Origin of the sequence: Bacillus sp. ms-22 (assembly GCF_009759805.1) — a bacterium.
Taxonomy (GTDB): Bacteria; Bacillota; Bacilli; order Bacillales; family Bacillaceae; genus Bacillus; species Bacillus xiamenensis.
The window spans coordinates 2,957,408-2,972,205 of the sequence record NZ_CP046653.1; the positions used below are offsets into that span (position 1 = coordinate 2,957,408).

Annotated in this window: 12 protein-coding genes and 1 rRNA gene; 3 read left to right on the forward strand and 10 right to left on the reverse strand. The window is 43.6% G+C overall.

Annotated elements, in window-relative coordinates; all coding sequences use genetic code 11:
• Window positions 1-6: 6 nt before the first annotated feature.
• Together GPA07_RS15460 and GPA07_RS15465 are read right to left on the reverse strand one after the other, a co-directional pair.
• Window positions 7-1,556, reverse strand: a 16S ribosomal RNA gene (locus tag GPA07_RS15460).
• Between the two features lie 316 nt (window positions 1,557-1,872).
• Window positions 1,873-2,751, reverse strand: coding sequence for a nucleotidyltransferase-like protein (locus tag GPA07_RS15465; RefSeq protein ID WP_008361039.1), 879 nt, complete (start codon window positions 2,749-2,751; stop codon window positions 1,873-1,875).
• A 189-nt stretch (window positions 2,752-2,940) separates the two neighbouring features.
• Here GPA07_RS15465 and GPA07_RS15470 point away from each other — a divergent pair, with 189 nt between their 5' ends.
• Window positions 2,941-3,288, forward strand: coding sequence for a YgzB family protein (locus GPA07_RS15470; protein WP_008361040.1), 348 nt, complete (start codon window positions 2,941-2,943; stop codon window positions 3,286-3,288).
• A 35-nt stretch (window positions 3,289-3,323) separates the two neighbouring features.
• Here GPA07_RS15470 and perR read toward each other — a convergent pair whose 3' ends face one another.
• Together perR and bcp are read right to left on the reverse strand one after the other, a co-directional pair.
• Window positions 3,324-3,761, reverse strand: a complete 438-nt coding sequence (gene perR, locus GPA07_RS15475; RefSeq protein ID WP_008361043.1) for a peroxide-responsive transcriptional repressor PerR — start codon at window positions 3,759-3,761, stop codon at window positions 3,324-3,326.
• A gap of 157 nt (window positions 3,762-3,918) precedes the next feature.
• Window positions 3,919-4,386, reverse strand: coding sequence for a thioredoxin-dependent thiol peroxidase (bcp, locus tag GPA07_RS15480; RefSeq protein WP_008361045.1), 468 nt, complete (start codon window positions 4,384-4,386; stop codon window positions 3,919-3,921).
• 129 nt (window positions 4,387-4,515) lie between these two features.
• Between bcp and GPA07_RS15485 the strand changes: the two genes are divergently transcribed.
• Both GPA07_RS15485 and GPA07_RS15490 read left to right on the forward strand, forming a co-directional pair.
• The gene (locus GPA07_RS15485; protein ID WP_157292925.1) at window positions 4,516-5,811 is read left to right on the forward strand and encodes a glutamate-1-semialdehyde 2,1-aminomutase; all 1,296 of its coding nucleotides are present in this window, start codon (window positions 4,516-4,518) and stop codon (window positions 5,809-5,811) included.
• Window positions 5,812-6,058: 247 nt separating this feature from the next.
• The gene (locus GPA07_RS15490) at window positions 6,059-7,132 is read left to right on the forward strand and encodes an FUSC family protein (RefSeq protein ID WP_157292926.1); all 1,074 of its coding nucleotides are present in this window, start codon (window positions 6,059-6,061) and stop codon (window positions 7,130-7,132) included.
• 227 nt (window positions 7,133-7,359) lie between these two features.
• Here the strand turns inward: GPA07_RS15490 and GPA07_RS15495 are convergent, their stop codons facing one another.
• From GPA07_RS15495 to GPA07_RS15520, 6 genes are all read right to left on the reverse strand, one after another.
• Window positions 7,360-8,256: an ABC transporter permease gene (locus tag GPA07_RS15495; RefSeq protein WP_008361049.1), complete on the reverse strand. Its 897-nt coding sequence runs from the start codon at window positions 8,254-8,256 to the stop codon at window positions 7,360-7,362.
• 18 nt (window positions 8,257-8,274) lie between these two features.
• A complete protein-coding gene (locus GPA07_RS15500) occupies window positions 8,275-9,276 on the reverse strand; it encodes an ABC transporter permease (RefSeq protein ID WP_008361050.1) in 1,002 nt (333 codons plus the stop codon).
• A 61-nt stretch (window positions 9,277-9,337) separates the two neighbouring features.
• Entirely contained in the window at window positions 9,338-10,924 is a 1,587-nt protein-coding gene (locus GPA07_RS15505; RefSeq protein WP_008361051.1) for an ABC transporter substrate-binding protein, read from the reverse strand.
• Complete coding sequence (locus tag GPA07_RS15510; RefSeq protein ID WP_157292927.1) at window positions 10,899-11,876, reverse strand: ABC transporter ATP-binding protein; 978 nt, start codon at window positions 11,874-11,876, stop codon at window positions 10,899-10,901. Before GPA07_RS15510 ends, GPA07_RS15505 begins: the two co-directional genes overlap by 26 nt.
• A complete protein-coding gene (locus tag GPA07_RS15515; protein ID WP_157292928.1) occupies window positions 11,845-12,867 on the reverse strand; it encodes an ABC transporter ATP-binding protein in 1,023 nt (340 codons plus the stop codon). The genes GPA07_RS15510 and GPA07_RS15515 overlap by 32 nt, the downstream gene beginning before the upstream one ends.
• Before the next feature lie 112 nt (window positions 12,868-12,979).
• Complete coding sequence (locus GPA07_RS15520; protein WP_008361055.1) at window positions 12,980-14,722, reverse strand: ABC transporter ATP-binding protein; 1,743 nt, start codon at window positions 14,720-14,722, stop codon at window positions 12,980-12,982.
• Window positions 14,723-14,798 lie beyond the last annotated feature (76 nt).

Consider the following 14,798-nt stretch of genomic DNA (forward strand, 5'->3'; position numbering starts at 1 on the left):
CCTTAGAAAGGAGGTGATCCAGCCGCACCTTCCGATACGGCTACCTTGTTACGACTTCACCCCAATCATCTGCCCCACCTTCGGCGGCTGGCTCCATAAAGGTTACCTCACCGACTTCGGGTGTTGCAAACTCTCGTGGTGTGACGGGCGGTGTGTACAAGGCCCGGGAACGTATTCACCGCGGCATGCTGATCCGCGATTACTAGCGATTCCAGCTTCACGCAGTCGAGTTGCAGACTGCGATCCGAACTGAGAACAGATTTGTGGGATTGGCTAAACCTTGCGGTCTCGCAGCCCTTTGTTCTGTCCATTGTAGCACGTGTGTAGCCCAGGTCATAAGGGGCATGATGATTTGACGTCATCCCCACCTTCCTCCGGTTTGTCACCGGCAGTCACCTTAGAGTGCCCAACTGAATGCTGGCAACTAAGATCAAGGGTTGCGCTCGTTGCGGGACTTAACCCAACATCTCACGACACGAGCTGACGACAACCATGCACCACCTGTCACTCTGTCCCCGAAGGGAAAGCCCTATCTCTAGGGTTGTCAGAGGATGTCAAGACCTGGTAAGGTTCTTCGCGTTGCTTCGAATTAAACCACATGCTCCACCGCTTGTGCGGGCCCCCGTCAATTCCTTTGAGTTTCAGTCTTGCGACCGTACTCCCCAGGCGGAGTGCTTAATGCGTTAGCTGCAGCACTAAGGGGCGGAAACCCCCTAACACTTAGCACTCAATCGTTTTCGGCGTGGACTACCAGGGTATCTAATCCTGTTCGCTCCCCACGCTTTCGCTCCTCAGCGTCAGTTACAGACCAGAGAGTCGCCTTCGCCACTGGTGTTCCTCCACATCTCTACGCATTTCACCGCTACACGTGGAATTCCACTCTCCTCTTCTGCACTCAAGTTTCCCAGTTTCCAATGACCCTCCCCGGTTGAGCCGGGGGCTTTCACATCAGACTTAAGAAACCGCCTGCGAGCCCTTTACGCCCAATAATTCCGGACAACGCTTGCCACCTACGTATTACCGCGGCTGCTGGCACGTAGTTAGCCGTGGCTTTCTGGTTAGGTACCGTCATGGTGCAAGCAGTTACTCTTGCACTTGTTCTTCCCTAACAACAGAGCTTTACGATCCGAAAACCTTCATCACTCACGCGGCGTTGCTCCGTCAGACTTTCGTCCATTGCGGAAGATTCCCTACTGCTGCCTCCCGTAGGAGTCTGGGCCGTGTCTCAGTCCCAGTGTGGCCGATCACCCTCTCAGGTCGGCTACGCATCGTCGCCTTGGTGAGCCGTTACCTCACCAACTAGCTAATGCGCCGCGGGTCCATCTGTAAGTGACAGCCGAAACCGTCTTTCATCCTTGAACCATGCGGTTCAAGGAACTATCAGGTATTAGCTCCGGTTTCCCGGAGTTATCCCAGTCTTACAGGCAGGTTACCCACGTGTTACTCACCCGTCCGCCGCTAACATCCGGGAGCAAGCTCCCTTCTGTCCGCTCGACTTGCATGTATTAGGCACGCCGCCAGCGTTCGTCCTGAGCCAGGATCAAACTCTCCGAGGTATGCAGGATGCATATCACACATGCGTTGCTACACGATGTAGCGAACTTAGCATGTGATCATTTCCTGCCTCGTCAGTTTGACTGACTACCTATGATGTTTCATAGGATTTTTTTATTAAAACTCGAATTAACAGGTACGTTTTGTCTTGTTTAGTTTTCAAAGATCATCTTCGTTATCGCTCGGAAGCGACTTTCTTAATATAACATTTGAGCACCTTGTGCGTCAAGTGTTTTTCGGGATTTCTTTTTGTCAGCTTTTCTTTCAAAGCAACTCGGTTGCTCGTTAGCGACGTTTAATAATATACCATCATAATATTCATGCGTCAATATCTTTTTTCACAAAATATCCTCGATGATAGATTTTTTGCCCCTTTGTCTCAATTGGCTCCACCTGAACAATTCCTTTTTCCACAAAGAAATCAATCATGATGCTAAGGTCAGGCGTGAAATGTTTGAGGTCAGGATGTGCAAGAAGCTCGCCAAAAAGCCAAATATCTTGCTGCTCCATGACATGACGCAAATGAGCGGCTCCAATTTCTGCTTTTGAATGGATTAAAAAATCATTCGCTAAGAATAACAATTCTAACCGCTTATGCAGACTTTCATGGCTTTCAATTAGTTCTGAATAAAGTTTATATACTTCAGGCTCCATATGACGCACTTGGTTCCAAACGGTCACTTCTGGGTGGAAGCCTTTATCAATCACTTCAATCCGTGCCAAATGATGCAGGGCATGCACAATGGAATTATATGCATCAAGGAATTGATTTGATTCAAAAAATGCTTTTCCTTCTATATATCTGCGAATAAGCTTACCATATTCCAAACCAATTTTGAGCTTACGGTTTGAAAACGGGAATGTACTCAATTCATCAATCAAGTTGAAAATATATTCATTTCGATCAAACAAAACTTTTCCATTCAAAATCCAATCAATGATTCGGCGATTGGTGCCGAGGGTAATCCATTCTTTAAGCTGATCGTCTGTGACGACATTTAAAGAAGCTGTTTGGTGATCGGATTCATAGTGTTTGATAAATAATGGCTCTTCCGCTTCTTTTACGATGACTAAAAGTGCGGCATCAAAGTTATCTGTTTCAGAAGATACTTTATGTCTTCTTTCTACTATAATCACAGCTAATGTATCCGGGTGGCTTGCTCTCTCTTGATAAATAGGACGGAGAAGATTTTCCATAGTGATTCCTCCAATACTCGGGTGTAAGGTTCTTCTCTAATGCTATGTATTTCTCCTCATAGAATCAAAATTCCTTCAATACATGAAAAAAGATCATTGCATCATTATAAGCAATTTATTCACAAAACTCTATAACTAATTCAAACAGAAAGGTAAAATGTGCTATATTGGAGATAAGGGGGACTAGGGATGGCGAAATACTCCAGTAAGATTAATAAAATCAGAACATTTGCACTTAGTTTGGTTTTTGTTGGTTTTCTGATCATGTATATCGGTGTGTTCTTCAAGGAATCGATCTGGCTGTCGACTTTCTTTATGCTACTTGGCGTCTTATCGATTGGATTAAGTACAGCCGTTTACTTTTGGATCGGTATGCTTTCTACAAAGGCGGTACGAGTTGTGTGTCCAGGGTGCGAGAAGGAAACGAAGGTGCTTGGACGAGTGGATATGTGCATGCATTGCAGAGAGCCCCTTACACTGGACCGGGCGTTAGAGGGTAAAGAGTTTGATGAATCCTACAATCGAAAAAAGTCATAAAAATAAGCTGACCATTCAACTGGTCAGCTTTTTCATTAATGATTTTCTTTTTTCGCACATTCTTGACAGATTCCATAGATCTCCAAGCGATGATGGCTCACTTTAAAGCCTGTCACATGGGATGCAAGCTGTTCTACTTCATCAAGGCCAGGATAGTGAAAGTCAACGATCTTTCCGCAGTTTTCACAAATTGCATGGTAATGATCAGATGTCGCAAAATCAAATCGGCTTGAGGAGTCCCCATACGTTAATTCTTTTACTAATCCAGATTCCCGGAATACTCGTAAATTGTTGTAAACCGTTGCTACACTCATATTCGGAAATTTCCCTTCAAGTGCTTTATATATATCGTCCGCGGTTGGGTGAGTCATAGAATTTACGAGAAACTCCAAGATGGCATGGCGCTGCGGAGTAATTCGAACACCAGTTTCTTTTAGAGCGTCTAAAGCGTCTTTTAGTTCGTGAGCAGCCATTTCATCATGCACCTCTCTTCAAAAATATTCTTATATTATAATCTTTATAAATAGTGTACCCCCAGAGCCGAAACTTTGTCAATTACAATCCTCTTTTTTAACTATTCTTCTTTACAAAAAAGACCGGCACATCTGCCGATCTCATCTTATCATCCTATTAAGCGTGAGCTTTCAGTTCCTCAAGCGCTTCTTCTACATGATCTTTCACCTTTACTTTGCGCCATTCTTTTACAAGCGTTCCTTCTTTATTAATAAGAAATGTGGAACGTTCAATTCCCATGTATTCTTTGCCGAAGTTCTTTTTCAGCTTCCATACACCGAAAGCTTCGGACAACTTTTGCTCGTCATCTACAAGAAGCAGGAACGGTAAATCATGTTTTTCTTTAAACTTTTGGTGCTTGTCCTGACTGTCTGGGCTTACGCCAATGATGACAGCATCTAATTCCGCAAAGCTCTGATGGCGGTCACGGAAATCACAGGCCTCGGTTGTACAGCCTGGCGTCATATCTTTTGGGTAAAAATAAAGGACAATATGTTTTCCTCTAAAATCAGAAAGCTTTACTTTCTCTCCATTATCACCTGTTAATTCAATATCCGGCACTTGCTGCCCCACTTCGATTGTCATGACACAATCCCTCCAACCTATTTTTTCATTAGCCTATCCAATTTCGAGAGAATATTCAACTAAGGACGCTTGCATCGGCATGTTAAAATAATGTTAGACGACGTGTTACGTTGAGACAGGAGGCTATTTATGAAATTCACAGAATCAGAAAAATTACATCAAGAGGCACTGGAGCATATTGTTGGAGGGGTTAACAGCCCATCTCGTTCATATAAGGCAGTAGGCGGCGGGTCACCCGTTGCAATGGAAAAAGGAGAAGGCGCTTATTTTTGGGATGTTGACGGAAACCGTTATATCGACTATTTGGCAGCATACGGTCCAATTATTACGGGACATGCTCATCCTCATATTACAAAAGCCATCACGAAAGCAGCCGAGACGGGTGTCCTTTATGGAACACCAACGAAGCATGAAGTCACTTTTGCGAAAATGTTGAAAGAAGCAATGCCTGCATTGGATAAAGTTCGTTTTGTCAATTCAGGTACGGAGGCTGTAATGACCACCATTCGTGTGGCCCGCGCTTATACAGGCAGAACAAAGATCATTAAATTTGCCGGATGTTATCACGGTCATTCTGATCTTGTGCTAGTTGCAGCTGGCTCTGGCCCTTCCACTTTAGGAACGCCAGATTCAGCGGGCGTTCCTAAAAGCATCGCCAATGAAGTCATTACCGTTCCATTTAACGATATCGACAGCTATAAAGAAGCACTAGATCGTTGGGGCGATGAAGTAGCAGCTGTTCTTGTTGAGCCCATTGTCGGAAACTTTGGCATCGTGGAGCCTAAAAACGGCTTCTTGCAACAGGTCAATGACCTGACTCATGAAAAAGGCGCACTTGTCATCTATGACGAAGTGATTACCGCTTTCCGCTTTATGTATGGCGGTGCACAAGACTTGCTTCAAGTAAAACCTGACCTCACTGCATTAGGTAAAATTATTGGCGGCGGTCTTCCAATCGGCGCTTATGGCGGCAAAAAAGAAATTATGGAGCAAGTCGCTCCCCTTGGGCCAGCCTATCAAGCTGGTACGATGGCGGGAAATCCCGCCTCTATTCTTTCTGGGATTGCATGCTTGGAAGTGCTTAAAGAAGACGGAGTCTACGAGCGTCTCGATCAGCTCGGCGCAATGTTAGAAGAAGGAATTTTAGCCCATGCGAAAAAACATCAAGTAGATATTACAGTGAACCGCTTAAAAGGTGCTCTCACGATTTATTTTACAAAGGAAACGATTGTGAACTACGAGCAGGCTGAAAATACGGATGGCGAGATGTTCGCCCGCTTCTTCAAATTGATGCTCGCACAAGGCATTAATCTTGCCCCTTCTAAATACGAGGCTTGGTTCTTAACCATCGCACACACTGAAAAAGATATTTCTGAGACGCTGCAAGCGGTTGATTATGCGTTTGAACAGCTGAAACAATCATAATTGAGTGAAAAACAGACGTGAATTTGTGCGTCTGTTTTTTTATTTACCAGCTCTTGATTGTCAAAAGCGAGCGAATCTGTTACATTTTTTCTCAATACCTTCTTTTGATGTTTTCATGAACTTTCAAAAAGCACTTGAATATTTCGGAAGACCGCTGTATATTACTTAGTTGTTTCATCAAAATATGTATGATATATGACGAGTGGTCATCTATTATCAAAAAGAAAGGAATGCAGGGACAAAACCAATGAAACTTGGAGCCCGTATTTTAAAAACTGGTATTGCCATTGTACTCGCGCTTTACCTGGCAACATGGCTTGGGTTGCCGACGCCCGTCTTTGCGGGAATTGCAGCTGTATTTGCTATCCAGCCATCTATTTATCGATCATTTTTAACAATTGTTGATCAAGTGCAAGCCAATATTATTGGAGCAGCACTTGCCATTACGTTCGGTCTGCTTTTTGGCACAGGACCTGTTATTATCGGGTTAACCGCCGTTATGGTCATCGCCATTAATTTAAAGCTGAAGATTGAACATACGATTCCGATTGCACTTGTAACCGTCATCGCCATTTTAGAAAGTGCAGGGGATCATTTCCTTTCCTTTGCCTTAATTCGAACTGCTACTGTGGTATTAGGCGTGCTTTCTTCATTTTTAGTGAATCTCATTTTTCTGCCGCCAAAGTATGAAACAAAGCTGGTTCATCACATTATGGAAAATACGGAGGAGATTTTAAAATGGATCCGTCTGAGCTCCAGACAGTCTACAGATCATTCCATTTTAAAGGATGACATCGATCAAATAAAAGAACGTATGATCAAATTAGATCACATTTACTTGTTATACAAAGAAGAACGAAGCTATTTAAAGAAAACCACCTATGTCAAATCAAGAAAGCTGGTTTTGTTCAGACAGGCAATTATGACGTCTAATCGAGCTCTGTACTTACTGAAAAAGCTTCATAAATTAGAAAATGAAATTCATTTGATGCCAGAGCATTTCAGGGAAAGCTTAACCGATGAGATTGATTATTTACTCTATTGGCATGAGCGCACCTTAATGAAGTTTGTTGGAAAAATGAAGCCACATGACGATGAATTTCAAAATGAATGCTCTCTTCGTCTTGAAACATTAACGAAATCATTTATTCAGCATCAGCAAAACCAAGAAAACGACTTACTCGATTATAATATGCTGAATGTGATGTCCAGCATCATTGAATACCGTGATGAATTGGAGCATTTAGATACGTTGATTACAAGCTTCCAAACGTATCACCCAAAAGATAGCGAGATCGAAACTGAAGAAAAAGAAGCATAAACAGAAAAGACCGATTCCAAAATCGGTCTCAGATTGTTGACAAAGGGCTAAAATGATCTTGATTTTAGCCCTTTGTCTTCTTTTCAGCGTGACCTAAAAACCTTTGCAGTCTAGGAAGGACGAGTACCGGCGCGGAGCGAATTTAAGATTCGTGAGCACCGGCACGCAGGACTGACACCGAATGCGAGCGTTTGTCTACACGCTGAGACCGATTCTAAGAATCGGTCTTATTTTATTTTCTTCATTTTAGGATCAAGGGTGTCCCTTAATCCATCTCCCATCAAGTTAAAGCCAAGAACCGTCAGCATGATCGCAACCCCTGGAAAGAATAAAGTCCATGGTGCTTGCACGAGATAAGGTCTCGCATCTGCGAGCATTTTCCCCCACTCTGGACTTGGCGCTTGTGCACCCAATCCTAAAAAGCCCAAAGCTGCCGCTTCGATGATGGCCGTGCCGATCGCAAGGGTCGCCTGAACGATCACCGGCACCATACTATTTGGCAGAATGTGACGGAGGACGATGCGGCGGTGTGACATGCCGACTGCTTTTGCTGCTAGGACGTATTCTTCTTGTTTAATACTCAGCACCTTTGAACGAACCAGCCGCCCAAAGGTCGGGACGTTAATAATCGCTATGGCAATAAGCGCATTTTGTAAGGATGGGCCTAAGATGGAGACGATCGCAATTGCTAATAGAATGCTAGGAAAGGCAAGTAAAATATCAAATAATCTCGAGATCACAGCATCCAGCCATCTGCCGCCGTAGCCCGCCATCAATCCAAGCAGTGTGCCTAAAATGACAGAGCCGAGAACCGAAAAGAAGCCTACCCATAATGAGATCCGTGCTCCATGCACAACTCTTGAAAATATGTCTCTGCCGAAATCATCCGTACCAAACCAGTGTGCAGCTGAAGGCGCACTAAACCGTTCACCAAGTGACTGCTCATTGATTCCATACGGAGCAAGGAGCGGTGCGAAGATCGCTAGAATGAGAAATAAAAAGACAATCACACTGCCAATGACCGCCAGCTTATGCTGAAAGAATTGCTTCATCGATTCAAGAATCAGTGATTGAGAGCGTTCTTCTTTTGATATAGGAGCTTGACGCTCTTTTTGTGCTTCCATGTTGTCACTCTCCCTTCTCTAGTATTTAATTCTTGGATCAATGACTGCATACAAGATGTCCACAATGAAATTGATCAACACAAATATGAGCGCAACAACGAGAATGCCTGTTTGAATGACTGGATAATCACGATAGCTGATCGCATCGTATATATACCGCCCAATTCCCGGCCAAGCAAAAATGGTTTCGGTTAAAATGGCCCCACCCAGCAGGAGACCTGTCTGAAGGCCGATAATAGTCAAAATCGGAATGAGCGCATTTTTCAGCCCATGCTGATAAATGATAAAAAACGAACGTACCCCTTTTGCTTTTGCCGTTCGAATAAAATCGGAATGAAGCACCTCCAGCATACTAGCCCTCGTAATCCTCGCAATTATCGCAGCCGGAATGGTTGCAAGAGCGGTACTTGGTAAAATCAAATGCTTGATGCTGTCAATGAATTGATCAAACCTTCCTTGCAAAAGCGTGTCCAGCGTATGAATATAGGTGATCGAGTCCACTGGATTTCTAACGTTTTCTCTCCCAGTTGTCGGCAAAATTCCTAATTCGATTGAGAACAGCCACTGTCCCATTAAGCCTAACCAGAAAATCGGCATGGACACCCCAATGAGAGCAATAAACATCGCAACATAATCAAAGAAAGAATGTTTAAACCAAGCACTAATGATTCCTGCATTCACTCCCACCATAATCGCCAGCAGCATAGCAAAGAATGTCAATTCTAATGTAGCGAATAAGTAAGGCTTCATTTCCTGGGCAATAGCCGCTCCTGTTCGAATGGAAGTCCCTAAATCACCTTTTAAAAGACCCAGGATGTAGTGACCATATTGAACGTACCACGGCTGATCTAAACCAAGCTGGATCGTCAATTGCTCTACTGCTTCTTTTGTTGCCCGCTGCCCTAAGATGACCTGTGCTGGATTCCCCGGTATAAATCGAATGATCGAAAACACGACCAAGGTCATTCCGATCAATACTGGGATGAGCATTCCTGCTCGCTTCATACAATAAGCAAACAAACAGCTTTCACCGCCTTTTTCATTGTTTGAATAAGGGAGATAGCTCATCTCCCTTATGTGCTTATTCGAAATATACGTCCGTCAAAGCTTCTGAACCCGTTGGGTGCGGCTGGTAACCTTTTACATCTTTAGATGCTGCAAGCATTGGAATTGAATGTACCAATGGAATCCAAGGTGCTTCATCATGAATGATCTCTTGGGCTTTTTGATACAATTCATTTCGTTTCTTTTGATCAGTATCTGTTTGCGCTTCAATGAGAATGTCATGCATTTTATCGTTTTTGAAGAATGTATAGTTGTTACCGCCTATACTGTCTTTATCCAACAGTGTATAGATGAAGTTATCAGGGTCGCCATTGTCCCCAGTCCATCCTAATAAGAACGCATCCGCTTCTCCTTTACTTGCTTTATCTAAATAAGTCGCCCAGTCATATGTGACGATTTCGGCTTTAACGCCGACCTTTTCAAAGTTTGACTGAATGACTTCGGCTACCTTCATCCCATCTGGCATATATGGACGAGGTACAGGCATCGCCCAAAGCTTGATTTGAAAACCGTTAGGAAAGCCTGCCTCTTTCAATAGCTCTTTCGCTTTTTCAGGATCATATGGATATGGCTCAATGTCGTCATTGTAGCCTTCTAATGACGGTGGAAGTGGATTTTTCGCTGGTTCAGCAAGTCCGCCATAAAACGACTCAATGATTGACTCTTTATCGACAGCATAATTGAGCGCCTGACGAACCAGCTTATTATCGAGCGGCTTTCTCGTCACTGTCAGCCCGATATAGCCTACGTTCATGGATGGTCTTTCAATAAGCTGGAGTGCTTTATCCGTTTTAATGCCATCTAAATCTGACGGGTTGACACCATCCATTAAGTCGATCTCGCCTGTTTTCAGCGCATTTAAGCGAGCTGAATTTTCTGGAATGGAGCGGAAGATGATTTGATTTAGCTTCGGTTTATCTTTTTGCCAGTAATCTTCGTTCTTTTCTAAGACGATACGGTCATTTTGCTTCCACTCTTTAAACTTGAATGGTCCTGTACCAACTGGATTTTCACGAAATGCATCGCCGCTTTTTTCAACAGCCGCAGGACTGGCAATACCAAATGGTGACATGGCGATGTTTTTCAGGAATGTTGCCTGCGGACGTTTTAGTTGAAATTCTATTTCATGCTCTCCTTTGACGATGATGTCTTTAATAACGTGTCCTTTATCCTTTTTATAGCCGCCAAACATGCCGTAGTAGGGAAATTTTTCTGCATCACCATTCATCCAGCGGTCAAAGTTGAATTTCACGGCTTCCGCGTTAAAGTCTGTGCCATCGTGAAACTTCACACCTTCTCTTAAGTAGAACGTGTACGATTTCCCGTCCTTGGCCACATCCCATTCTGTTGCGAGGCCTGGATGGATGGTCGTGTCTTTCTCACCGTAATTCAAAAGCTTTTCAAACATATTCTCTGTGACCTTGAAGGTTTCACCTTCCGTTGTTGTAATTGGATCAAGTGACGTGGAGTCTCCTCCTCTGCCGAAGACGAGAGTGTCTTTTGTGGCTTTTTCTTCGGATGTTGGTGAAGACGAACAGCCCCCTAGAAATAGGGCAAGTGCCAGCACAAAAATGAAACTACTGAATAACCATGTCTTCTTCATTGTGTTCCTCCTTTTGATATAAATAGCACGCAACTGCGTGATCTGTTTCCTCCTCATATAAAGGAGGAACAGCTTGCAGGCATTGCGCCCACCTTTTTGGACATCTTTGATAAAAAGGACAGCCGCCGCTTGTCGCCGTCGTGGATTCTTCCGCTGCCACATCCTGCGTCTCCAGCACATGGTCCATATGTGGAATGGATTTGAGAAGCAGCGAAGTATAGGGATGAAGCGGCTTGTGAAATACGTCTTCCGCAGGACCTATTTCGACAATACGGCCGGCATACATGACGGCAATCCGGTCGCTCATATACTTGACGACGCCTAGATCGTGAGAAATAAACAAGTACGTAAGAGAAAGCGTCTTTTGCAATTCAAGCATTAAATTCAAAATCTGTGCTTGAACGGATACGTCTAAAGCAGAAACTGGTTCATCTGCAATCACAAGGCTTGGATGAGTGATCAGCGCTCTAGCAATCCCAATCCTCTGCCTCTGTCCGCCGCTGAATTGGTGTGCATAGCGGTCTCCAAAGGAAGGATCAAAGCCCACAATGTGCAGCATCTCTTTTACCCGCTTTTGCCTTTCTGCTTTCGTTCCATGTTTATGGACGATCAGCGGTTCTTCTAAAATATCTTTGATTTTCATTCGTGGATTTAAGGAAGCGTATGGATCTTGAAAGATCATTTGAATGTCTTTTCTTAAGGAACGCATCTCTCGTTCTTTCAGAAGGGTTACTTCTTGTCCTTTCATTCGAATAGAACCAGAAGTCGGTTCAATTAATCTCATTAGGCTTTTGCCAAGCGTTGATTTCCCGCAGCCAGATTCACCAACAATGCCGAGCGTTTCCCCTTCATTCACATGAAAGGATACTTGATTTAAAGCCAAGTTCGTATGTTTGTCTTTAGAAAAAAATGCCGATGTGTCATAACGCTTTGTCAGCTGATTCACTTGCAAGAGTGGGTGACTCAGTGCCTTCTCCTCCTTCCATTAGAAAACATGCGACGCGGTGATACTGTTCAATGGATTGTAAGGCTGGGTCTTTTTCAAGACATTGTGCCATTTGATGTGGACAGCGTGGTGCAAATTGACAGCCTGATTGGATGGCACCGGGTTTGGGTACATGACCCGCAATAGAGATGAGCTTTTCTTTTTTTTCTTTAAATGATGGAACAGAGGCGAAAAGGCCTTTTGTGTAGGGATGCAGAGGTTTTTGAAAAATACGGTCAACAGTTCCTTCTTCTACGATTCGACCGGCATACATAATCATGACACGCTGGCATATTTGCCGCACGACACCTAGATCGTGGGTAATAAATAAAATAGTGGTGTCCATCTCTTCGTTTAACTTTTTGAGCAAACGAAGAATTTGTGCTTGGATGGTGACATCAAGTGCAGTCGTCGGTTCATCGGCAATCATGAGCTTTGGGTGACATAGCATCGCCATCGCAATCATGACACGCTGACGCATGCCGCCCGATAATTCATGGGGATATTTTTTAAGTAACGATGCTGCTTGTTTCAAGCCTACCGTTTGAAGCAAATCTACCGCCTTCACTTTTGCTTCTTTTTGGCTGATGGCTTGATGTGTGAAAAGAGCTTCTGTCATTTGCTTGCCGATGGTCATTAAAGGATTGAGGGAGGTCATAGGTTCTTGGAAAATCATCGAAATGTCATTTCCTCTGATCTCTCGCCACTGTTTCTCCGAAAGTGACAGCAGGTTTTGACCTTCAAATTGTATGTCACCTGTTGTTTCTGTTTGCTGATTCAGTCCCATTAAAGACATCGAAGTCATACTTTTCCCGCAGCCAGATTCACCAACAATGCCTAAGGTTTCTCCTTTTTGAATAGAGAAAGATATATCATGGACGATCGGCACTCTCTGCTTTTTTTGCTGAAAGGCAATGGACAGCTGTTTGACATCTAGCAACACTTCTTGTTCTTTCACATATTCACCACCCCGTCATACTTTTTAAAATTGTATTGAGACAAGCTGGGAAATATGTCATGTTTTTGACAAGCATAAAAAAGCCTATCCGCTAGAATCGGATAGGCTTCTACTAATTTAATGTTTGAATGGTAAATAGATGGCGATAGTGGCTGTCTCGGTTCATTAATTCTTCGTGTGTTCCTTTTTCCACAATCTCGCCTTTTTCCATGACCACAATTTGATCGGCATGTGTAATCGTCGATAAACGGTGCGCGACAATAAAGGTTGTGCGGTCCTTTGCCAGCTTTTGCATCGCTTCTTGAATATAATGCTCACTTTCTAAATCAAGTGCAGATGTCGCTTCGTCTAAAATGAGGAGGGGTGGATTTTTGAGAAATACCCTCGCAATTGAAATCCGTTGTTTTTGACCGCCTGACAGCTTCACGCCCCGTTCTCCTACCTTGGTGTCATATCCTTCAGGAAGAGACATGATGAACTCATGGGCATTCGCCGCTTTGGCAGCCGACACAATGTTCTCAAAGGATGCTTCCGGGTCTCCAACAGCGATATTTTCTTTAATTGTGTCACTGAATAAGAATGTATCCTGGAGCACCATTCCAACTTGATTTCGAAGGCTTCTTGCTTTGTACTCTTTAATATCAATGCCGTCAATTTCAAGTGACCCGCTTGTGACATCATAAAATCTAGGAATTAAGCTGACGAGTGTAGACTTCCCTCCACCGCTCATGCCTACAAGCGCAACGGTTTGTCCTTTTTCTACTTTTAAGGAGATATTGTGTAAAATCTCTTCCTGCGTATGTTCATAACGGAAGGACACATTTTTAAATTCTACCTCTCCTTTTAAATGATTGGCTTCTTTTGCATTTGGCCGGTCTGTTACCTCATACGGCTCATCAATAAACTCAAAAATACGATCCATTGACGCCACTGACTGGGTTAAAGTCGTTGATGAGTTAATGAGTCGGCGAATTGGGTTGTACATCCGGTCAATGTAGCCGACAAACGCAATCATTGTCCCAATCGAAAGCGATCCGTTAATCACAGTGTAACCAGCAAATGCAATGATGAGCAGCGGCGCAATGTCTGTGATGGTATTGACGACTGCGAATGTTTTGGCATTCCAATTCGTGTGGTTGATCGCTTTGTTTAAGAAATTTTGATTTTCATCGTGAAAATTCTCTTGTTCGTACTCCTCAATCGCAAAGCTGCGAATGACGGGCATTCCTTGAACTCGCTCATGCAGATGTCCTTGCACCTCAGCCAGTGCCTGCGACCGCTCTTTTGTCAACTTGCGAAGTCGTCCGTAAAAATACTTCACAGCTAACGCATATAGAGGAAAAATAATGACAGACACGATGGTGAGCTTGAGATCGAGTGTACACATAATAGCTATCACAATCAGGACGGTCATCAAATCAAGCCAAATGTTCATCAGACCTGTGATGACAAATTCCTTTGTCTGCTCCACATCGTTGATCACCCTTGAAATAATTTCCCCTGTTCTCGTGTTGGCGTAATAACGAAGGCTTAGCTTTTGAATGTGCGAGAACAGTTTTTCCCGAATATCAAATAATACTTTACTGCCTGTCCACTGCGCATAGTATTGTCTATAGTACTCAACAGGCGGTCTCATTACTAAAAATAATACAAGCATGATTCCCATAATAATAAAGAGAGTGGATGTTTTTTCTTCAGCCGATCCAGAACCTTGAATGACATCATCAATGACATACTTTAAGAGCAGAGGCAAGGTTAAGGGAATCGAGAATTTGATCATTCCGATTACCATTGTCAATGCAATCTGTTTTTTATACGGTGTAACAAAAGCCATGTAGCGTTTAATGACCCCCATGTAAATCTCCTTCCCAATCTATCAGTGCCTCTTATCCGCAAGCAGTCAAAAACCTGTTAGCTCATAAAAAGCCAAA

Bases quoted from the DNA above. Each gene is read 5' to 3' on its own strand.
- GPA07_RS15470 (WP_008361040.1), top strand. From the start codon at position 2,941: ATGGCGAAATACTCCAGTAAGATTAATAAAATCAGAACATTTGCACTT.
- GPA07_RS15520 (WP_008361055.1), bottom strand. From the start codon at position 14,722: ATGGGGGTCATTAAACGCTACATGGCTTTTGTTACACCGTATAAAAAA.
- GPA07_RS15495 (WP_008361049.1), bottom strand. From the start codon at position 8,256: ATGGAAGCACAAAAAGAGCGTCAAGCTCCTATATCAAAAGAAGAACGC.
- GPA07_RS15485 (WP_157292925.1), top strand. From the start codon at position 4,516: ATGAAATTCACAGAATCAGAAAAATTACATCAAGAGGCACTGGAGCAT.
- GPA07_RS15505 (WP_008361051.1), bottom strand. From the start codon at position 10,924: ATGAAGAAGACATGGTTATTCAGTAGTTTCATTTTTGTGCTGGCACTT.
- GPA07_RS15490 (WP_157292926.1), top strand. From the start codon at position 6,059: ATGAAACTTGGAGCCCGTATTTTAAAAACTGGTATTGCCATTGTACTC.
- GPA07_RS15465 (WP_008361039.1), bottom strand. From the start codon at position 2,751: ATGGAAAATCTTCTCCGTCCTATTTATCAAGAGAGAGCAAGCCACCCG.
- bcp (WP_008361045.1), bottom strand. From the start codon at position 4,386: ATGACAATCGAAGTGGGGCAGCAAGTGCCGGATATTGAATTAACAGGT.
- perR (WP_008361043.1), bottom strand. From the start codon at position 3,761: ATGGCTGCTCACGAACTAAAAGACGCTTTAGACGCTCTAAAAGAAACT.